Source organism: Winogradskyella sp., assembly GCF_013213835.1.
GTDB lineage: Bacteria > Bacteroidota > Bacteroidia > Flavobacteriales > Flavobacteriaceae > Winogradskyella.
Genome location: NZ_JABSSU010000004.1, coordinates 136,673 through 158,034, shown reverse-complemented (window position 1 = coordinate 158,034; position 21,362 = coordinate 136,673). Strand labels below are relative to the sequence as shown.

Here is a 21,362-nt window from a genome sequence, read left to right as displayed (position 1 = left end):
GTCAAAGTAATTAATTCTTTAAGCTAATACAGAAGGAATCATTTCCTTTGGTACACGTTTGTTCATAATTGAGAACCAAACAGGTGGAATTAGAGAAAGCACCATAGATGTTGGGTAACCATAAGGCATTTGAGGACTTTCATCATAACATTCTAAGATTTGATATTTTTTTGAAGATTTAAAATGATGGTCACTATGCCTTGTAAGTTCATACAATACTATTCGTCCAACGACATGATTAGAATTCCAAGAGTGCATTTCTTTGACACGTTCATAACGTCCAGATTTAGTTTTGAGTCTTAGTAACCCATAATGTTCTATATAATTAACAGTTTCCAACAATAAAAAGCCAACAATTCCAGATAATATAACAAACGTTAGTATCAGTTTACCGAAAAAAAACAGCGTAAGAATCATATAAGTAATTTGTAAAGGCGTATACCAAAGCATATCGTTTTTTAGTGATACAAAAGATGATTTAGAATTTTTGAGAAGCTTGTACTGAATTTTCCATGCGTTAATATACTGTCTTACTGTTGAGGTGATCCAAAACGAATATACACTTTGATTATATTTAGCAGTCGCTGGGTCTTCTGGAGTGGCAGCATGTAAGTGATGGCCGTAGTTATGCTCTATGTAAAAATGCATGTAGAAAGAAGGTAGGAGAAGTGCTTTACCAATAAAACGTTCATTAGTTGTTTGTCTATGACCCAATTCATGCGCAACATTAATACCATTAACACCCAAAACAATGCCAACAGAAAAAACAAGACCAACAAATTCGTAAGTAGCTATTTCGTTATGATTAATGGTAAAAACTGCGAAAAATATAATACCAAACACAAGTGGTAAATTAAGATAGAGCAACCAATCGAAAATTCTTTTTTTGAGTCGACTTTTAACTTCACTTTCTTCTAAGTTTTCATTATTTACAGGTAAAATTAATTCAAAAACTGGAATACAAATAAACGTGAAAAAAGGTGTCAGCCATACAAATTGACCTCTAAATGTTATCCCTAATAGTGCCATCAATGGTATTGAAAAAGCAGCCAAGTATTTTAAATCTTTCATGTAATATTTTAGGTTTTTAACACTTTGATAGATGATCTTAACAGAATCTTACCAAATTTAAATAATTTACAATTAAAATAAAATTGTAGTTTAGTTAGTTAGAATAAGGCATGAGCAATTTCCAATCCATAAAAAGTAAATTACAAGAGTTCATAAAAAAGTATTATACTAATGAACTTTTAAAAGGCGCAATCCTATTTTTTGCCATAGGTTTTCTATATCTCATTGTTACACTTTTTGTAGAATACATGTTGTGGTTAAACCCAACAGCAAGAACTTTTTTATTCTGGATATTTGTTGCTGTTGAATTAGGTTTGTTTGTAAAGTTTATAGCAATTCCGTTGGCGCATTTATTCAATTTGAGAAAAGGAATTGATTTTGAAACAGCTTCACGCTTAATAGGCAATCATTTTCCTGAAGTTAATGACAAACTGCTTAATGTTTTACAATTAGAACAAAACCCAACGCAATCCGATTTACTCATTGCAAGCATAGAGCAGAAGTCTAAAGAGCTACAACCTATTCCTTTTAAATCCGCAATTAACTTTAAGTCTAATAGAAAGTATTTAAAGTACGCCGCAATTCCTGTGGCAATTATATTGTTATCTCTCGTTACAGGACAAATCAATTGGTTTAGTGACAGTTACGAGCGTGTTGTAAACTACAAAACAGCTTACGAGCCACCAGCACCTTTTCAGTTTTTTGTATTAAATGAATCATTGCAAGCAGTTGAAGGTAAAGACTTTACGTTAAATATTTCAACAACTGGAGATGTCATTCCAGAGAATGCTCAAATACATTTTAATGACCAATCGTATTATTTGCAACAAGTTGCACCAGGTGAATTTCAATATACCTTTAGTCTTCCTAAAAATGATATTGAGTTCAACCTTTCAGCAAACGAGGTGAATTCAAAATCGTATCAATTAGAAGTGGTTAATACACCAAGTTTAGTGAGTTTTGAGATGGTTTTGGATTATCCAGTTTACACCAAGAAACAAGACGAGGTTTTAAAAGGAACAGGTTCTGCTGTCGTTCCTGAAGGTACTAATGTGACTTGGAGAGCAATGACTAATGCTACAGATGCAGTAAATATTTATGCCAATGACACCTTAAGCTTTTTAAAAGGTGATGATGACACGTTTGAAGCTACTAAGCGGTTGTTCAGTAATTACAATTACACCATTTCTACAAGTAATACACAGCTAAAAGATTACGAGAATTTAGCATTCAACATCAGCACTGTTAAAGATTTATATCCAGAGATAAATATCGAAGTACAAAAAGACACCATAGACCAACAAAGTTTGTATTTCTACGGACAAGCGAGCGATGACTTTGGGTTGACAAAACTCAATTTGGTGTACTATCCAAGTGATGATGAAACTCAAAAAGTAAAGTTGCCAATTTCAGTTTCGAAATCTAACTTTAGGGAGTTTGTAAGTGCGTTTCCAAATCAATTTAATCTCGAAGAAGGAATAAGTTATCAATTGTATTTTGAAGTTTTTGATAACGATGCCATCCATAATTACAAGCGTACAAAGAGTAGCGTGTTTAGTTACAGAAAACGAACAAAAGAAGAAGAAGAACAAAAGCAACTACAAGAGCAAAATGAAACCATAAAAGACATTGGTAAGACGTTTGAAAAGCTTCAAGAGCAAGACAAAAAATTAGAAGAATTTTCTAAAACCCAAAAAGAAAAATCAGAATTAAATTTTAATGATAAAAAGAAGTTTGAAGATTTCTTAAAACGTCAAAAGCAACAAGAGCAATTGATGAAGAACTTCAACAAGAAACTTCAAGATAATTTAGAAGAGTTTCAAGAAGAAAAGAAAGAAGACCAATTCAAAGAAGATTTAAAAGAACGTTTAAAGGAAAATGAGGAGCAACTCAAAAAAGACGAAAAACTTCTAGAAGAATTAGAGCAACTAAAAGATAAAATCAACAAAGAAGAGTTTACACAAAAACTTGAAGAATTAGCGAAGCAAAACAAGAACAAGAAACGCAGTATGGAACAGCTTTTAGAATTAACAAAGCGTTTCTATGTGATGAAAAAAACTGAAAAAATTGCTAACCAGCTTGAAGACTTATCTAAAAAGCAAGAAGAACTTTCTAAAAAAGGTGAAGAGAATACAAAGGATAAACAAGAAGAGTTAAATAAGGAATTCGACAAACTCAACGAAGATATTGAAGACCTAAAACAAGAAGATAGAAGACTCAAAAAACCGATGGATGTTCCTGTTGATGAGTTTTTAAAAGACGGAATTGAGTTTGACCAAAAAGAAGCAAAGGAAGCTTTAGAAGAAAAGGAGAAGAACGAATCAGAATCACAGCCACAAGAAGCTAAAGAGCAAGAACAAAAAGCAAAAGAGAAACAAAAGAAAGCTGCTAAGAAAATGAAACAACTTAGTGAGCAAATGATGTCTATGCTTGGTGGAGGAGGAGGCGGAGGCGAACAAATTTCTGAAGATATTGAAACGCTTCGTCAAATCCTTGAAAATCTATTGTTGTATTCTTTCGACCAAGAAGACTTAATGAATACCTTTAATAGTATAGATATTAACAATAATAAGTATGGTAAATACATTATTAAGCAGAACAATCTTAGAGAGCATTTTGAACATATTGATGATAGTTTATTTGCATTATCATTACGTCAACCCAAGATTTCCGAGAAGGTAAATTCACAAATAACTGAGGTTTATTTCAATATAGATAAAGCATTAGGTCAACTTACCGAAAACAGACTGTATCAAGGTGTAGCTTCCCAGCAATATTCAATTACTGCTAGTAATGAATTAGCAAGTTTTCTTAGTGACATTTTAGATAATATGGAAATGTCAATGAATCCATCATCTGGTTCTGGTGGTGGAGAACAGCTTCAAGATATTATCATGTCTCAAGAAGAACTTAATAAGCAGATGGAAGAAGGTGTGAAGAAGAGTGAAGAAGGCAAGGAAGGAAAAGAAGGAGAACAAGGCAACAAACCTGAAGGTGAGCAGCCAAGTCAAGAAGGAAAAGAAGGAGAAGGAAAAGAACCTGGCGAACAAGGTCAACAAGGACAAGAAGGGCAAAATGGTTCTGAAGGTGAGAATGGACAGCAAGGAGGACAACAAGGCCAGAACGGCAAACAGAATGGTGAAGGTAATTCAGAAAGAAATGGAGAGAATGATGGTGGTGATGGTAAAAACGGAAAGGGAAAAGATGGTAAAGGAACCGAAGGAAAAGAAGGTAAAAATGATGGTTATGGCGAAGGTGGAAAAGAAGAACAAAACGCAGAGCTGTTTAAAATTTACCAACAGCAACAACAGTTAAGACAAGCCTTAGAGGATAAGCTTTCTAAGGAAGGGAAAATTGAATCCGCTGGTGAACTAATCAAGCAAATGGAAGATATTGAACTTGACCTATTAAACTATGGTTTTACCAATCAGACATTGCAAAAAATGATGGAAGTTCAGCACCAACTTTTAAAGTTAGAGAACGCTGCTTTTATGCAGGGTCAAGACACAAAGCGTGAGTCTGAAACAAATGAAAAGGATTTCAATAATGTAAACAACAACCAAATACCGACGGCTAAAAAATATTTCAATACTACTGAAATCTTAAACAGACAGGCATTACCTTTGCAGAATCATTTTAAGAAGAAACTTCAAGAATATTTTAAAAGCAATAATGATTAATTTCAACTACGAAACTGAGTTTAACCTAGCGAATTCTGAAGGGGAAATCAAATGGATTTCTGACACGATTAAAGAAGAGAATCACAACCTAGGTGAGATTAATTATATCTTTTGTTCAGACGATTATTTACATAAAATTAATGTTGAATTCCTCAATCACGATACACTAACAGACATCATTAGTTTTGATTATACAGTTGGAAAAGAAGTGCATGGTGATATCTATATTTCCATAGATAGAGTAAAGGATAACGCTTCAGATTTCAATACAGATTTTGCTAATGAATTAGCAAGAGTTATGATTCACGGCATACTTCATTATTGCGGATATAAAGACAAGACCGAGAAAGATGCTGAGTTGATGAGGTCTAAGGAGGACTACTACTTGAATAAGCGTTCGTAAATCACAGTATTTCAGCGTATATTTGCAAATTCAAAAATCAAAATTATATAGTTGTTCCACGTGGAACATTAATACATAGGTTATGTTTAGTGATGTTTATGATGTTATTGTAGTTGGTGGAGGACACGCTGGAAGCGAAGCTGCCGCTGCCGCTGCAAACATGGGAAGTAAGACGCTTTTGATTACAATGAATCTGCAAAATATAGCTCAGATGTCGTGTAATCCTGCAATGGGTGGAATTGCTAAAGGTCAAATTGTAAGAGAAATTGATGCGCTTGGTGGTTATAGCGGTATTGTATCTGATACGTCTGCTATTCAGTTTAAAATGCTTAATAAATCTAAAGGACCTGCGATGTGGAGTCCAAGATGTCAATCCGACAGAATGCGTTTTGCTGAGGACTGGAGACTGCTTTTAGAACGAACACCTAATCTTGATTTTTACCAAGAAATGGTATCTGGTTTAATCATTGAAAAGGATAAGATTGTTGGTGTAAAAACATCGCTTGGAATTGAAGTTAAAGCTAAATCTGTTGTCTTAACAAACGGAACATTCCTTAATGGATTAATACATATTGGCGATAAGAATTTTGGTGGTGGTAGAGCTGGAGAAAGAGCGGCCACAGGAATTACAGAAGAGCTTATCGATATTGGTTTTAATTCTGGTAGAATGAAGACAGGAACACCGCCAAGAGTTGATGGTCGTTCTTTAGATTATTCTGTTATGATAGAACAACCTGGTGACCATAATCCAGAAAAATTTTCATATCTAGATATTACAAAACCATTGACAGAACAACGTTCTTGTCATATGACTTACACTAGTCCAGAAGTGCATAATTTGCTGCGTGAAGGTTTTGATAGGTCGCCAATGTTTAATGGAAGAATTAAAAGTGTTGGACCAAGATATTGCCCTTCTATTGAAGATAAGATTAATCGTTTTGCAGATAAGGATAGACATCAATTATTCGTAGAACCAGAAGGTTGGAATACGGTTGAGGTTTATGTAAATGGCTTCTCAACATCATTACCTGAAGATGTTCAGTTTAAAGCTCTACGTTCTGTAAAAGGATTTGAAAACGTAAAATTCTTTAGACCTGGATACGCCATTGAATATGATTATTTCCCACCAACACAATTGAAGCATACATTAGAAACTAAGTTGGTAGAGAACTTGTTTTTTGCTGGTCAAATTAACGGAACTACTGGTTATGAAGAAGCAGCATCTCAAGGTCTAATGGCTGGTATAAATGCGAGCTTAAAGGTTCAAGAAAAAGACGCTTTTACTTTAAAAAGAGATGAAGCTTATATAGGTGTTTTAATAGATGATTTAATTACTAAAGGCACAGAAGAACCTTATCGTATGTTTACGTCTCGAGCTGAATATAGAACATTATTAAGACAAGATAATGCTGATTTTAGATTAACACCTAAAGGTTATGAGCTTGGTTTAGCTTCTAAAAAACGCCTCAAAAGAATGGAGCAAAAGCAGTCAAAATCGGATGCTTTTGTTCAGTTTTTTAAAGACACAAGTGTGAAACCTGATGAAATAAATCCTGTTCTAGAATCAAAGAATTCTGCCAAAGTGAAACAACAGGATAAGATGTTTAAGCTGTATGCAAGACCTAATATTACTATTGATGATATGCGTCAAGTTGCTTCTGTAGAAAGTTATATTTCTGATAATAGATTGGATAATGAAGTGATTGAGCAAACAGAGATTCAGGTAAAATATGCCGGTTATATAGAAAAAGAAAAGAACAATGCAGACAAGTTAAACCGTCTCGAAAATGTAAAGATTCCTTCAAATTTTGATTACTCAAAATTGAAATCTATGAGTATGGAAGCTAGACAAAAGTTAACCGAAATTCAACCAGTTACCATTTCTCAAGCGTCAAGAATTAGTGGAGTTTCACCAAATGATATTTCAGTATTATTAGTTTATTTAGGAAGATAATATTCCTGCATACGCCGGAATCTCAATAAACATATTTAATGTTCCACGTGAAACATCTCTTGGTGGCTTCGAGAGCCTCAGCCACCAATCTGGTCATTGAGGCTCTCGAAATGACCATATAATGAATCAAGAAAAACTGTACTTAGAGCTTAAAGATTATTCTGTTTCAGGTGAAGATTTTCAACTTCTCTATAATGAAGAGTTGGAGATGTTAGAAACATTTCCACAACCAAAAACAGAAAAGTTATCTGAATATTATAAAAGCGAAGATTATATTTCACATACAGACACAAAGCGAAATCTTTTAGAAAAGGTTTATCACATCGTTAGAAGTATTTCGTTAAAAAAGAAATTGAGATTGATTAATTCTTTTAATTCAGAATCTAAAACACTTTTAGATATTGGATGTGGTACAGGCGATTTTTTAGATACTGCACAAAAAGATAATTGGAACGTTACCGGAATTGAACCAAATGAAAATGCAAGACAAATCGCTAATTCAAAAACAATTAACGCAGTTTTTGAAATAGAGCACCTAGAACAACTAGAAGAACATAGTTTTGATGTCATTACGCTTTGGCATGTTTTAGAACATCTTCCAAATTTAGAAATGCACATAACATTGCTTAAAAAACTTTTGAAGCCAAATGGAACATTAATTATAGCTGTTCCTAATTATAAAAGTTTTGATGCTGAATATTACAAACAGTTTTGGGCAGCTTATGATGTACCGAGACATTTGTGGCATTTTTCAAAAACATCTATTGAAAAGTTATTCCGAAAAGAAGATTTTAAATTAGCAGATACACTTCCAATGATTTTTGACGCGTATTATGTAAGTCTACTTTCAGAAAAATATAAGTCGGGTTTTATGAATCCGATTAAAGGCTTTTGGATTGGTATACGTTCAAACTTAAAGGCGAAGCGCTCAAAAGAGTATTCTTCACATATTTATATCTTAAAACACAAGAATTCTTAAAATAAAAAGCATTACTTAATGTTTATGCTTTGAAAGGTGTAATTAGGTTGTTAAAAATTGAAACGCTTTTAAATCGCTTTATTTTCGATTGTTTTTTATAGTTTTTGGATATTGAATTCAAAACTTGTTATTGAATTTACTAATAGTTTCTTTTTTCGTCATTTCACACGTTTACTTGATTACATTTGCAAAAATTTAATTTCAGAATAATCATGAAAAGAATAATTGTAGCTTTAATTGTTTTGGTATCATTTTTATCTTGTCAAGAACAAGCGAAAATTGGTTTTATCGATCGCACTAAAGCAATTAATGAATACCAAGCGAAAATTGATGTAGAAGAAAAATACAAGCCAAAAAATGAGGCTTTCATAAAAAGACGTGATAGTCTGGTAAAACAGTTTGAGTTTGATTATCAAAACGCTGCTGTTAAAGCACAAAGAATGTCACCAAAGCAACAACAAGAGTTGGGTCAAGAGTTTCAGAAGAGAGAAGCGTTGTTAGGGCAACAACTTCAATTCGAAAAAGAGCAGTTAGAAAAAGCTTTTAGTGCAGAAATAGACTCTACAGTTGCGCGTTTTAAATCTTTTGTAAAAGATTATGGTAAGAAAAACGGTTACAACTTTATTTTAGGAACTAGCGAGTTAACAAACTCAGTACTTTACGGTGAAGAAACTGCTGATATTACGGAAGAGCTTATTAAAGCTGTAAATGAAGATTACAAGAAAGAATAGATACTTTAAATATTTATAAGAAAGAGCTGAGCAATTACGCTTGGCTTTTTTTATGTAATAAACGCGTTAATTTTATTGATAAGTCCGTAAGAATAATCTTAGAATTTCCGTTGCGTTCAATATGGTAAATAGCATCTTGTAATTCGTTAGAAATCTCTAAAATATTAGAGTCGTGAACAAAAGGCGCAAATTTCTCAAGTTTAAAATTTTCAGACCTTGGCTCTAAATACACAAGTTCGCTTGCGTTATAATTAAGAAACAAAGCTTGTCTGAAATAATTAAGACAAAAGCTTAAGAATTTCTTCTGGGTTTCGCGTCCAGTTTTTGCAATTTCTTCAGACCACGAAATAAGATCGTGGATTGCACTTTTGTTTCCTTTTGCTTTAAAGGCAGAACGCACCCAAACTACAAACCATTTTTCAAACTGAATATCTTCACTATCTTGATAAATAAGATCACAAGCCTTGTTATAATTACCATTAGATTGATGCGCAATTTTAGCTGCAACAGAATGTTCTATATGATATTGTTTTACTAAACCTTCTGCAATAACATCTTCTGCTAATGGTGGAAAATTAAGTATTTGACAGCGCGAACGAATTGTATTTATAATTTGTTCTTCGTCTTCGGCAATAAGAAGGAATATGGTCTTTTCTGGCGGTTCTTCAATAAGTTTAAGCAACTTGTTTGCAGCAGCAGTATTCATCTTTTCTGCCATCCAAATCAACATTACTTTATAGCCACCTTCATAAGACTTTAGAGATAGAGACTTTACAATTTCTAAAGCTTCATCAACACCAATTTGTCCTTGTTTGTTATCAACACCAAGTAATTTGTACCAATCAAAAAGGTTTCCATATGGCTGTTGCTCAAGTAGTTGTCGCCATTCTTCTAGATAAAAATTAGAAACAGGTTTACTTTTTACTTTGTCACTTGTAGTTACAGGAAATGCAAAATGCAAATCTGGATGCGAGAAGTTTTTAAACTTAAGATTACAAGAATCGTTGCCACCAGTATTTTCACCGTTAGTATTGCCACAAAGTATGTATTGAGCATAGGCTAAAGCCATAGGTAAAGTCCCAGATCCTTCTGGACCAACAAACAATTGTGCATGGGCAATTCTGCCTGCATCAACACTTTTTGTGAGGTGATTTTTAATGTGTATTTGACCTAAAACTTCTGAAAAAAGCATGAGGCAAATATAAATTAATTATAATAGTAACGAATCAATCGATTTCGTAAAAAAACAGCTTTTATCCGTTGCTTTTATTGACTACATTTGTGTTTCAATTTTCAAAACATAACATAATGAAAACGATAAACGACTTCAATTTCGAAAACAAAAAAGCATTAATTCGTGTAGATTTTAATGTGCCATTAAATGACAATTTTGAAGTAACGGACGCTACTAGAATAATATCTGCTAAACCAACAATAATAAAGATTTTAGAAGATGGCGGAAGTTGTGTGTTAATGTCTCACTTAGGAAGACCAAAAGGCGCACAAGAAGAGTTTTCATTAAAACATATCATTTCAGAAATTGAAGATGTTTTAGGCGTTGAAGTAAAATTTGCTAGCGATTGTATCGGTGAAGAAGCAGTACAAAAAGCTGAAGCATTACAACCAGGACAAATTTTATTGTTAGAGAATTTACGTTTTCATGACGAAGAAAAGAAAGGTGATGAAGCGTTTGCAGAAAAACTTTCTAAATATGGTGATATCTATGTAAATGATGCTTTTGGTACAGCACACAGAGCACATGCATCTACAACAATTGTAGCTCAGTTTTTCCCAGAAGCTAAATGCTTTGGTAGTTTGTTAGCTAAGGAAATTGAAAGTATAGATAAAGTACTTAACAATAGTGAAAAGCCAGTTTTAGCAGTTCTTGGTGGAGCAAAAGTGTCTTCAAAAATCACAGTTATAGAAAATATCTTAGATAAAGTAGATCACTTAATTATTGGTGGCGGAATGTCATTTACCTTCATAAAAGCACAAGGCGGAAAAATAGGTAATTCTATTTGTGAAGATGATAAAATGGAATTAGCATTAGATATTTTAAAACAAGCTGAAGCTAAAAATGTACAAGTTCATATTCCTGTAGATGTGGTTGCTGCCGATGATTTTAGTAATGACGCTAATACACAAGTTGTTGATATCAATCAAATTCCAGATGGTTGGCAGGGCATTGACGCGGGTCCAAGAACTTTAGAAAATTTTGACAAAGTAGTGAATCAATGCAAAACCATTTTATGGAATGGACCACTAGGTGTTTTTGAAATGGAAAACTTTGCTCAAGGTACAATTGCACTAGGCCATTCTATCGCTAATTCAACAAAAAACGGAGCATTCTCGCTTGTTGGAGGTGGAGATTCTGTTGCTGCCGTAAAGCAGTTTGGGTTTGAAGATAAAGTAAGCTATGTAAGTACTGGTGGAGGTGCAATGTTAGAAAGTTTAGAAGGAAAAACACTTCCAGGTATTGCTGCTATTTTAAGCTAACTTTCAGAAAAATACTATTTTTAGAAATACAAGCGTTAGGTAAATACATCTAATCAGTTCATAAATGCGCAATATATTCATCATATGTTTTGGCTTCTTTCTAGCCGCTAATTTCACATTTTCTCAAGAGAATAAAACGGTTACAAAGGACACTGTAATTGATGGAAAACCTAATGTTACCGGTAAAGTCATTCCAGTAGAAATGGACTCCATCAATTTAAAAAACTTAGAAGACCTACCTGAAGTCGCTGAACTAGAACAAAAATGGTTAGAGGAATTGTATAACAATTCACTTTATGATACTATTTATAAAACGGTTTCTGAGTTGACTTATGAGCATGTTGATTATCCTGAATTAACAACGGATACTTTAAAAGCAAGGTTAGAACGTTTAAATGCAAGAACACCTTTTAATGTGGAATATAATCCTCAATTAGAAAGTGTTATTAAAAAATACCTTAAGCATAGACGAAAATCTTTAGAACGTCTCATGGGTTTAAGCCATTTTTATTTCCCAATGTTTGAGCAAGAATTCGACAATTATAATATTCCATTAGAGATGAAGTATTTATCAATTGTTGAGTCTGCATTAAAGCCAAAAGCAAGGTCTAGAGTTGGCGCGACAGGTTTGTGGCAATTTATGTTTGTTACAGGGAAAGAGTATAACTTAGAAGTGAGCAGTTATGTTGATGAACGAAGCGATCCTGAACGTGCAACAACAGCAGCAGCTCAATATTTGTCTAGATTGTACAAGATTTTTGGTGATTGGGATTTAGCGTTAGCGGCATATAATTCTGGTCCGGGAAATGTAAATAAGGCCATTAGAAGATCTGGTGGTTATCAAAATTATTGGAATATTAGACCATTTTTACCTAGAGAAACAGCGGGCTATGTACCTTCCTTTTTAGCAACAATGTACATTTTTGAATTTGCAAAAGAGCATGGTTTTAAACCAGAACGACCACCATTTCAGCATGTACAAACAGATACGGTTCATGTGAAGCAAATGATAACTTTAGATCAGGTATCTGAGGTTACTGGTGTTAATATAGAAGAACTTCAGTTTCTGAACCCGTCATACAAACTAGATATTATTCCTAAAATAGAAGGTAAAACTTATGCGCTGCGTTTACCTCGAGAGGTAATCGGTATATTTACAACGCATGAAGAGAAGATTTATGCTTTCGCAAAATCAGAATTTGATAAGCGCGAAAAACCATTACCAGAGCTTGTAAAAGTTGACACTAAAATTAGGTATAGGGTGCGCAGTGGTGATTACCTTGGTAAAATTGCTAGGAAATATGGAGTAAGAGTAAGCCAAATAAAACGTTGGAATGGACTAAGAAGTAACAATCTTAGAATAGGTCAGAGATTAACGATTTATCCTCGAAATCCAGTCGCTAAAACCAAGCCAAAATCTACAAAGACGACGGTTAATTCTAAGGGTAAAACCACATATAAAGTTAAGTCTGGTGACTCACTTTGGAGTATTGCACAGAAATTTCCAGGAGTTTCTGTTCAAAATATTAAAGATTGGAACGATATTAGTGGTAATAAACTAAAAATAGGTCAGACGCTTATTGTGTCCAAATAAATAACCAATAAAAACACTAATTTATGAGAGCTTTGTACGCTTTATTTTTCGTGATCCTTTTAGTCTCTTGCGAAGAAAAAAAAGAAGATGGTAAGATTTATTTACCAGAGTCTAATGGAAATTTAAATAGTATTTCAGTCGTTGTAGACAACGATTTATGGGATGGCAAAGTCGGTGGAACCATAAGAAATATTTTTGCTGCACCACTTAATGGTTTACCAGTTCCTGAACCGATGTTTAAAATAAGACAAATTCCACCACAGGTATTTGATGGATTCGCAACACGCAGCAGAATTATACTCAAAATAGAAAAAGGAAACTTAAAGCCTACTACCGAGATCGTAAATGACGCTTTTGCTAAGCCTCAAACAGTTGCTGTTATTGGTGGTAAAACAGATGAAGAGATTATTTCTCAACTTCAAGAAAATAAAGCAAAAATCATTGATGTTTATAATAAAGAGGAAGTAAAGGAAAAACAGAGAAGAATCAACCTTTCACTGCTTGATGATGCAAAAATGGAGAGTAAACTTGGTTTTACGATTAATGTGCCATCAGCATACAGAATTAGTAAGGAAACAGATGATTTCTTTTGGTTAAGAAAGAACCTTAGTAACTCTAAAACTATTGAACTCATGATTTATGAAGTTCCGCTAGAAACGATTTCAAAAGGAGACAGTACGATTGTGGATATTGTAAAAATGAGAGATAAGATTACTAAAACAGAAATTCCTGGTGAAGATGGTATCTATATGTCAGTTGAAGATGCTTATGCGCCATCAATGTTTGAAACAATCATAGATAACAAGCCAGCATATGAAGTGCGTGGTATATGGGAAATGAATGGTTTTACCATGGCTGGTCCGTTTATAACATATGCTATTGAAGACAAAGTGAACAAACGTTTTTTCATTGCTGATGGCTATGTGTACGCACCATCACTAAATAAAAGTGAATATGTTTTTGAACTAGAATCGATTATTAAATCAATACAGATTAAATAAACAGTTATGTCATTCAGAGTGAAACGAAACATCTCGTTTTTTATAACTCGGATTATATTTTGAATAACACTAACAAAAAAGCCAACTGTAAAGTTGGCTTTTATTTATTGAAGAATTTATTAAGTTATTCTTTTTCCTTAAGGTCTTTAGTATCCTCTTTGCTAGCGTCTTTAAACTCTTTAATACCACTGCCTAATCCTCTCATTAATTCAGGTATTTTTTTACCACCAAAGATTAATAAAACCACCACCACAATTAATGTTATTTGCATTGGCCCGATAGCTAAAGGAATCATATTTAAAGTCATAATTTCTAATTTAGGCTACAAAGTTAATAATTAAACTTTAATTAGCGCGTTGTTAACCTAACTTTAGCACGGGTTGTCGGTAGCATTTCACTAATTTAATTACTTTTGTTTTAATGGCGGAAAAGAAAAAAAAGTCAAGAGAGTTTACAAAAAAGCTACTTCATAAGTATAGGCTTGTAATTTTAAATGAAGATACTTTTGAAGAGCGATTTGCTATTAAATTAACAAGACTTAATGTATTTGTCTTAACCTCTATTTCTGCAATTGTTCTGGTGTTTTTAACCACATTGTTAATTGCCTTTACACCATTACGAGAGTACATTCCGGGTTACTCTTCTGCGAGATTAAAAAAGAAAGCCACAGAATTAAATTATAAAACCGATTCATTACTTCAAGAATTAGAAGTCAATAAGCAATATTATGCTTCAGTAAAAAAAGTGTTGACAGGCGATGTTAGTGCTTTCGGTTTTAATAGAGACTCAATTCTAGAAGCTTCAAAAATAGACGTTGATATTAATGAAGTACAAACCAACAGAGAAGATTCATTATTAAGAGATAAAGTAGAAAAGGAGGACAAATACAACTTATTTGACGATTCAGATCAGACTAACTTTGTGTTGTTTCCACCTGTTAATGGCACCATTTCACAAGAATATAATATTAAAGAAAAACATTTTGCAGTAGATATCGTTGTAGCAAATAACACACCTATAAAAGCAACAGCAGACGGAACCGTAATTTTTGCCGAATGGACAGTAGAAACTGGATATGTAATTATTTTAGAGCATAACCAAGAACTCATTTCTGTTTATAAGCACAATTCTAGTATCACAAAATCGCAGGGTGAATTAGTCAAAGCAGGAGAAGTAATTGCCATGTCTGGTAATGGTGGTGAATTAAGTACTGGACCACATTTACACTTCGAACTTTGGAGCAAAGGCTATCCTGTAAACCCAACAAATTTTATTGATTTTCAATAATGCCATCAATTAAAGCAGCACTTTCAAAACCATTTGCAAAACTCATTGCAAAACGCATCAAAAAATGGTCATCTAGACCAGTTGAAACTCAGCAAAAAGTATTTAAAAGCTTAATTACTGAAGCGAGTCAGACAGCATTTGGAAAAGATCATAATTTCAAAAATATAAACAGTTACGAGGATTTTATTGCTCATGTACCAGTTAGAGATTATGAAGCATTAAGACCATATGTAGAACGTGTAGTTGAAGGCAAAGAAAATATACTTTGGAAAGGCAAACCCATCTATTTTGCTAAAACTTCAGGTACAACTTCTGGAGCTAAATACATACCTATCACAAAAGAAAGTATGCCAACACATGTAGAAGCGGCGAGAAATGCCATTCTCATGTACATCAACGAAACAGGCAATTCAAAGTTTGTAGATGGTAAGATGATTTTTCTTCAGGGTAGCCCAATTTTAGAAGAAAAAAACGGAATTAAACTCGGAAGACTTTCAGGTATTGTAGCGCACTACGTACCAAAATATCTTCAAAAAAACAGAATGCCAAGTTTAAAGACCAATTGTATAGAAGATTGGGAAACTAAGGTAGATGCCATTGTCGAAGAGACGATTAATGAAAACATGACTATTATCTCTGGAATTCCTTCATGGGTTCAGATGTATTTTGAAAAATTGATTCAAAAGAGAAATAAGAATGTTGGAGATATTTTTAAGAATTTCAATCTGTTCATTTTTGGTGGGGTTAATTACGACCCTTATCGTGCTAAATTCGAAAAACTTATCGGGAGAAAGGTAGATACTATTGAATTGTATCCAGCAAGTGAAGGGTTTTTTGCGTTTCAAGATAAGCAAGGTGAAAAAGGCATGCTTCTTCAATTAAATTCAGGCATTTTTTATGAGTTTATTGAAGCAGACCAATTTTTTGAAGAAAATCCAAAACGTATTACAATTAAAGATGTTCAATTAGGTGTCAATTATGTAATGATAATTTCTACCACAGCAGGTCTTTGGGCTTATAATATTGGAGATACAGTTCAGTTTACATCTCTTTCACCTTATAGAGTTATTGTAAGTGGTAGAATAAAGCACTTCACTTCTGCGTTCGGTGAACACGTAATTGGTAAAGAAGTTGAACAAGCTATGCAAGAAGCGATACAAGGCACCTCAATAGCCATAAACGAATTTACGGTTGCACCACAAATTAATCCTAAAGGCGGATTACCGTATCACGAATGGTTTATAGAGTTTGAAAATCAACCTGAAGATGAGGTAGAATTCATTCAAAAACTAGAACAATCATTGCAACAACAAAACAGTTATTATTTTGATTTAATTGAAGGCAATGTGTTGCGTCAATTGGTTATTACCAAAGTAAAAAAAGACGGATTTCAAACTTATATGAAATCTATTGGTAAGTTAGGTGGTCAAAATAAAATTCCGCGTTTATCTAATGATAGGAAAATTGCAGATAAGATGTACGAACTGCAATTGACTAAATAAGCTATATTTGTAGGTTAAAATACTGTATGAGTTCAACTAAGAAAAGACAAGGCAGAACAAGAGCACAAGAAAGTTCTAACGCCATAGAGCGCATGTATATTACAATGCGCCATTTGTTCAATAGAGGATTTTATAAACCCATGGGAGTTTCTGGTGAAACTTTAAGAGAAGCATTACTACTATTAAGACCAGAAATTTATGGTTCTATTGGTGAAGAAAAAGCTGAACTCGAAGGGCTTTTATATGTGATAGATAGATTGCCAATTGGGATTGAGGAATGTACGTTTATTAACCTTACAAGTGATGAAGGCTATGGTAATTCCCATTTTAAAGCTATAATTCCGCCAAAGCGAAGACGAAATTGCTACCGTATAGATGAAGAGCAAATGAATATCGAAATCACCAGAGGACGTTCTGAAATTTATGATATTCTGACGCATTTAACCTTTTTATTTGTTGAATCTCACAAGATAAGTAAGCGTGTTATTATTGATGATGAAGGTCATACCGTTAGAGATTGGAAAAAGCTCGAAGGTGCAGTAACCTCAAAAAAGAAACTCACGCAGAAAGAACGTGAAATAGCAATAACACATACTGCAAATATATTAGGAAGAACGTTCAATGAGTTAACCGAAGCCTACCCGAAATTTGCAACCGAAGAACAACCAGAAAGATTGCTTCATATTATTTATTGGTTGGGCAAGCTTGCTATTGAGGAAGTTGTAAATGAAAATAAAAGAACGATTACATTTAGTCCTGTTTTAAGAGAACGTTTAGGACATCATATTCATGGCGAGGAATGGGCAGATAATATTAAATCAATTCTTCATAAAAACGGATTATTAGAAAGACCTATTCATATTATAAGTGCCAACATGCACAGTGTTATGAATTCTATTTTTGCGAAAGGAACCCTCACTGCCAAAGATTCAGAAAAAGACATTTTTGAAATCTACGAGACATTAAGTGATTCATCCAACAAAGCGATGCGTAAGAAAGTTGAAAAATCTGCGTTACAAAATGGAATGATTTACATCAAAGATGAATCTGGCACGAATATAGATGTTCAAATTTTTGATACTACCAAAATAGATTTTTCAAAGACAGATTTAAAACACACTAGCCAAGAAAAAGCAGTAATATTTGTGATGGATTACGCTTTTGGCGAACAAGCTTACGAGACATTAGACGAGTTTTTAAAACCAATTCAAATAAATGAGGATAAGATTCATTTAGATGTAAAGTCTATTTCTATAATGGGTAAGGCAGGTATTTTAGAAGGCGGAAAAGGAGATGTGATGATACCATCGGCACATATTTTTGAGGGTACAGCAGATAATTACCCTTTTAAAAATGAACTAAGTAGAAATGATTTAGTAGATTGCGGCGTTGATGTATATGAAGGTACAATGATAACTGTTTTAGGCACCTCGTTACAAAACAAAGAAATTTTAAAATTCTTTAAAAAATCGACTTGGGATGTTATCGGCTTAGAAATGGAAGGGGCACATTATCAGAAGGCAGTTCAGGCCGCCTCTAAAGTAAGAGGAAATATTAATGAAGATGTTAAGGTAAGATATGCGTACTACGCCAGTGATAATCCCCTAGAAACAGGAAGTACTTTGGCTTCAGGTGGATTAGGAACCTCAGGTGTGAAACCTACATATATAATAACAAGAAAAATATTAGAACAAATACTTAATTAAACATGAGTGAGAATTCAGCAAATAACCCACAAAATGAAGAAGTAGATTTAGGTCAACTTTTTAATGCAATTGGGAGATTATTTAGCAACCTTTTCAACTTTATTGCTTCTATTTTTAAAGGACTTTTTAAGTTATTAATTTATGCTTTAAAGCCATTAATTAATAATTTTAAGATTATATCAATAATTTTATTAGCCTTAGCTGTAATTGGTTTTGTGGCAGATAAGTTTAGGAAGGATATTTATACTTCAGACATGCTGGTTAAGCCTTATTTTGATTCAAAATATCAACTTGCTAATAATGTGGATTATTTTAATGCACTAATAAAGTCAAGCAATTATAGCGAGTTATCAAGAATATTTGAAATAGATACTTCAGAAGCTAAAGAACTTATTGAGTTTGAAATGGAGATTGGCCCGGAGACTAAAAATGACCTATTGATTGATTATAATGAATATTTAAGTGAAATTGACAGTACTCTTGCAGATGATGTTAGCTTTGATGATTTTATTGCAAATAGAGACATTCTTGCAGCATCTATTTTTTCTATTAAAGCTAAGGCACATCAAATAGATATTTTCAAGAGTTTAGAAAAAGGGTTCATAAATACTTTTGAGAACGAATATTCTAAAAAGCTTAAGGAAATAAGAGATGATAAACTAGATAAAAATAAGGAGATATACTTAGGTCAATTAGAAAAAATAGACAGTTTACAAAATACATATCTTAAGATTAAAACCTTTGAGTCAGAAAACCCTAGCTCTAGTATTTCATCTAGTAATGTTATTCCACTAGTTCAAGAGAAAACTAAAACTAAAGAATACGAGTTATTCCAAGAAGAACTAAAAATAAGAGAAAGGATTAGAGCAATTGAAGAAAAGAAGATTGAAGAGAATGACTATTATGATATTCTTTCAGGTTTTGAAGAAGTAGGAAGAAAGGAATTAGAGATAACAGAGAGAAATATTGTTTTATTACCTGCGTTAGGAATGATTTTAATGGTAATTTCTTTTCTCCTATACAACGTCTTTAATTATATAAAAGACTATGAAGAATAGAAAGATTCTTGTAACAGGTGGTGCTGGATTTATTGGTTCGCACGTTATAAGACGTTTGGTTAACAGATATAGTGACTATCATATTTATAATTTAGATGCGTTAACATATGCTGGTAATCCTGAAAATCTTATAGATGTCGAGAATAGCCTTAATTATTCTTTTGTAAAAGGCGATATTACAGATGAAAATCTCATTAACGACTTGTTTTCTAATTACAGGTTTGACAGTGTTATCCATTTAGCAGCAGAATCTCATGTAGATAGATCCATTAAGGATCCTTTAGCCTTTGTTAAGACGAATATAATTGGGACAATTAATCTGTTAAATGCTTTTAAAAACCTGTGGAATGGTGATTTTGAAGACAAGCTCTTTTATCATATTTCAACAGATGAAGTCTATGGGACTTTAGGTGATGAGGGTTTGTTTACTGAAGAGACTTCTTATGATCCTAATTCTCCCTATTCAGCATCCAAGGCAAGTTCAGACCATTTTGTACGAGCATATGGTGAAACCTATGAGTTACCATATGTTATTTCTAACTGCTCAAATAATTATGGCCCAAATCAGTTTCCTGAGAAATTGATACCGTTATTTATCAATAATATCATAGCAATGAAACCCTTACCAGTTTATGGTGATGGTAATTACACAAGAGATTGGCTATATGTTATTGATCATGCTACTGCGATTGATGATATATTTCATAAATCTAATTTACATGAAACGTATAACATTGGAGGTTTCAATGAAATCAAAAATATTGACTTAGTCAAACAGCTTTGTGATATAATGGATAAGAAGTTAAATAGACAGATAGGAACTTCTCAGCAGTTGATAACTTTCGTAAAGGACAGACCAGGACATGATTACAGATACGCAATTGACGCATCAAAGATAAAGGAAGACTTAGGTTGGAAACCATCAGTAACATTTTCTGAAGGCTTAAATAAAACGGTCGATTGGTACTTGGATAATAAAAAGTGGTTGGATAATGTGACTTCTGGCTCTTATAGAAGCTATTATAAAGAACATTATAAATTATGAAAGGAATAATATTAGCAGGAGGATCGGGTACAAGACTTCATCCGTTAACTCTAGCGGTTAGTAAGCAATTGATGCCTGTTTATGATAAGCCAATGATTTATTATCCTCTAAGCACTTTGATTTATTCCGGAATTAGGGAGATACTTATTATTTCTACACCGCAAGATTTACCATTATTTGAGAAACTTCTAGGTAATGGAGAAAATTTAGGATGTAAATTTGAATATGCTATTCAAACTGAACCTAATGGTTTGGCGGAAGCTTTTATAATTGGAGAAAAATTCATCGGTGATGATAAGGTAGCATTAATACTTGGTGATAATATTTTTTATGGTTCTGGTTTAGCTAAATTACTACAATCTAATAATGACCCGGATGGTGGAATAGTGTACGCATACCATGTTCATGATCCAGAACGTTACGGTGTTGTTGAGTTTGATAAAGTAGGGAATGTCATATCAATTGAAGAAAAACCAGAGTTTCCAAAATCAAATTATGCAGTGCCTGGAATCTATTTTTATGACAATGAAGTTGTATCAATAGCAAAAAGTATTAGTCCAAGTAAAAGAGGCGAGTTAGAAATAACCGATATTAACAAAGCTTACTTAGAAAAAGGAAAACTTAAAGTGAGTATTTTAGATAAAGGTACAGCTTGGTTAGATACTGGTACCTTTAATTCATTAATGCAAGCGTCACAGTTTGTTCAGGTTATTGAAGAAAGACAAGGTCTTAAAATTGGCGCAATAGAAGAAGCCGCTTACAGAATGAGTTTTATAGACGAAAAGCAGTTAGAGACGCTTAGCAAACCTTTTCTTAAAAGTGGATACGGTAAACATTTGTTAGATTTATTATAGA

17 protein-coding genes are annotated in these 21,362 nt (G+C 33.2%); 14 read left to right on the top strand and 3 right to left on the bottom strand.

The annotated features are described in order from the left end of the window. Window positions 1-18: 18 nt before the first annotated feature. A complete protein-coding gene (locus HRU50_RS06475; protein ID WP_296349400.1) occupies window positions 19-1,071 on the bottom strand; it encodes an alkane 1-monooxygenase in 1,053 nt (350 codons plus the stop codon). Between the two features lie 110 nt (window positions 1,072-1,181). Between HRU50_RS06475 and HRU50_RS06470 the strand changes: the two genes are divergently transcribed. The 5 genes from HRU50_RS06470 to HRU50_RS06450 all read left to right on the top strand — a co-directional run bounded on the left by HRU50_RS06470 (window position 1,182) and on the right by HRU50_RS06450 (window position 8,818). After that, a complete protein-coding gene (locus HRU50_RS06470; RefSeq protein WP_296349399.1) occupies window positions 1,182-4,751 on the top strand; it encodes a DUF4175 family protein in 3,570 nt (1,189 codons plus the stop codon). After that, window positions 4,744-5,154, top strand: coding sequence for an rRNA maturation RNase YbeY (ybeY, locus tag HRU50_RS06465; protein ID WP_296349396.1), 411 nt, complete (start codon window positions 4,744-4,746; stop codon window positions 5,152-5,154). Before HRU50_RS06470 ends, ybeY begins: the two co-directional genes overlap by 8 nt. A gap of 82 nt (window positions 5,155-5,236) precedes the next feature. Continuing rightward, entirely contained in the window at window positions 5,237-7,108 is a 1,872-nt protein-coding gene (gene mnmG / locus HRU50_RS06460) for a tRNA uridine-5-carboxymethylaminomethyl(34) synthesis enzyme MnmG (protein WP_296349393.1), read from the top strand. Between the two features lie 121 nt (window positions 7,109-7,229). Continuing rightward, window positions 7,230-8,087 (top strand): class I SAM-dependent methyltransferase, encoded by an 858-nt coding sequence (locus HRU50_RS06455; protein ID WP_296349392.1) that lies wholly within the window; start codon window positions 7,230-7,232, stop codon window positions 8,085-8,087. A 212-nt stretch (window positions 8,088-8,299) separates the two neighbouring features. After that, the gene (locus tag HRU50_RS06450) at window positions 8,300-8,818 is read left to right on the top strand and encodes an OmpH family outer membrane protein (protein WP_296349390.1); all 519 of its coding nucleotides are present in this window, start codon (window positions 8,300-8,302) and stop codon (window positions 8,816-8,818) included. A gap of 34 nt (window positions 8,819-8,852) precedes the next feature. Here the strand turns inward: HRU50_RS06450 and HRU50_RS06445 are convergent, their stop codons facing one another. Beyond that, window positions 8,853-10,010 carry a DNA polymerase III subunit delta' gene (locus tag HRU50_RS06445; protein ID WP_296349387.1) on the bottom strand — a complete coding sequence of 386 codons (1,158 nt, stop codon included), beginning with the start codon at window positions 10,008-10,010 and terminating at the stop codon, window positions 8,853-8,855. A gap of 116 nt (window positions 10,011-10,126) precedes the next feature. Here HRU50_RS06445 and HRU50_RS06440 point away from each other — a divergent pair, with 116 nt between their 5' ends. The 3 genes from HRU50_RS06440 (at window position 10,127) to HRU50_RS06430 (ending at window position 13,909) form a co-directional block, all read left to right on the top strand. After that, the gene (locus tag HRU50_RS06440; RefSeq protein ID WP_296349385.1) at window positions 10,127-11,314 is read left to right on the top strand and encodes a phosphoglycerate kinase; all 1,188 of its coding nucleotides are present in this window, start codon (window positions 10,127-10,129) and stop codon (window positions 11,312-11,314) included. 202 nt (window positions 11,315-11,516) lie between these two features. Continuing rightward, on the top strand, window positions 11,517-12,908 hold the full coding sequence (locus HRU50_RS06435) for a LysM peptidoglycan-binding domain-containing protein (protein WP_296350149.1): 1,392 nt from the start codon (window positions 11,517-11,519) through the stop codon (window positions 12,906-12,908). A 23-nt stretch (window positions 12,909-12,931) separates the two neighbouring features. Continuing rightward, window positions 12,932-13,909 carry a DUF4837 family protein gene (locus HRU50_RS06430; RefSeq protein WP_296349383.1) on the top strand — a complete coding sequence of 326 codons (978 nt, stop codon included), beginning with the start codon at window positions 12,932-12,934 and terminating at the stop codon, window positions 13,907-13,909. 124 nt (window positions 13,910-14,033) lie between these two features. Here HRU50_RS06430 and HRU50_RS06425 read toward each other — a convergent pair whose 3' ends face one another. Further along, window positions 14,034-14,216 carry a twin-arginine translocase TatA/TatE family subunit gene (locus HRU50_RS06425; RefSeq protein WP_296349381.1) on the bottom strand — a complete coding sequence of 61 codons (183 nt, stop codon included), beginning with the start codon at window positions 14,214-14,216 and terminating at the stop codon, window positions 14,034-14,036. A 113-nt stretch (window positions 14,217-14,329) separates the two neighbouring features. On the opposite strand from HRU50_RS06425, the gene HRU50_RS06420 reads away from it, so the two are divergent. From HRU50_RS06420 to rfbA, 6 genes are read left to right on the top strand one after another with little or no spacing between them, the layout of a single operon-like run. Beyond that, window positions 14,330-15,196 carry a M23 family metallopeptidase gene (locus HRU50_RS06420; RefSeq protein ID WP_296349378.1) on the top strand — a complete coding sequence of 289 codons (867 nt, stop codon included), beginning with the start codon at window positions 14,330-14,332 and terminating at the stop codon, window positions 15,194-15,196. Then, window positions 15,196-16,698, top strand: coding sequence for a GH3 auxin-responsive promoter family protein (locus HRU50_RS06415; RefSeq protein WP_296349376.1), 1,503 nt, complete (start codon window positions 15,196-15,198; stop codon window positions 16,696-16,698). The genes HRU50_RS06420 and HRU50_RS06415 overlap by 1 nt, the downstream gene beginning before the upstream one ends. Window positions 16,699-16,724: 26 nt before the next feature. After that, window positions 16,725-18,404: a hypothetical protein gene (locus HRU50_RS06410; protein WP_296349375.1), complete on the top strand. Its 1,680-nt coding sequence runs from the start codon at window positions 16,725-16,727 to the stop codon at window positions 18,402-18,404. A 2-nt stretch (window positions 18,405-18,406) separates the two neighbouring features. After that, window positions 18,407-19,462 carry a hypothetical protein gene (locus HRU50_RS06405; RefSeq protein ID WP_296349372.1) on the top strand — a complete coding sequence of 352 codons (1,056 nt, stop codon included), beginning with the start codon at window positions 18,407-18,409 and terminating at the stop codon, window positions 19,460-19,462. Further along, window positions 19,452-20,507 (top strand): dTDP-glucose 4,6-dehydratase, encoded by a 1,056-nt coding sequence (rfbB, locus tag HRU50_RS06400; RefSeq protein ID WP_296349370.1) that lies wholly within the window; start codon window positions 19,452-19,454, stop codon window positions 20,505-20,507. The genes HRU50_RS06405 and rfbB overlap by 11 nt, the downstream gene beginning before the upstream one ends. Beyond that, window positions 20,504-21,361 (top strand): glucose-1-phosphate thymidylyltransferase RfbA, encoded by an 858-nt coding sequence (gene rfbA / locus HRU50_RS06395; RefSeq protein WP_296349368.1) that lies wholly within the window; start codon window positions 20,504-20,506, stop codon window positions 21,359-21,361. The genes rfbB and rfbA overlap by 4 nt, the downstream gene beginning before the upstream one ends. The last annotated feature ends 1 nt before the right edge of the window (window position 21,362 follow it).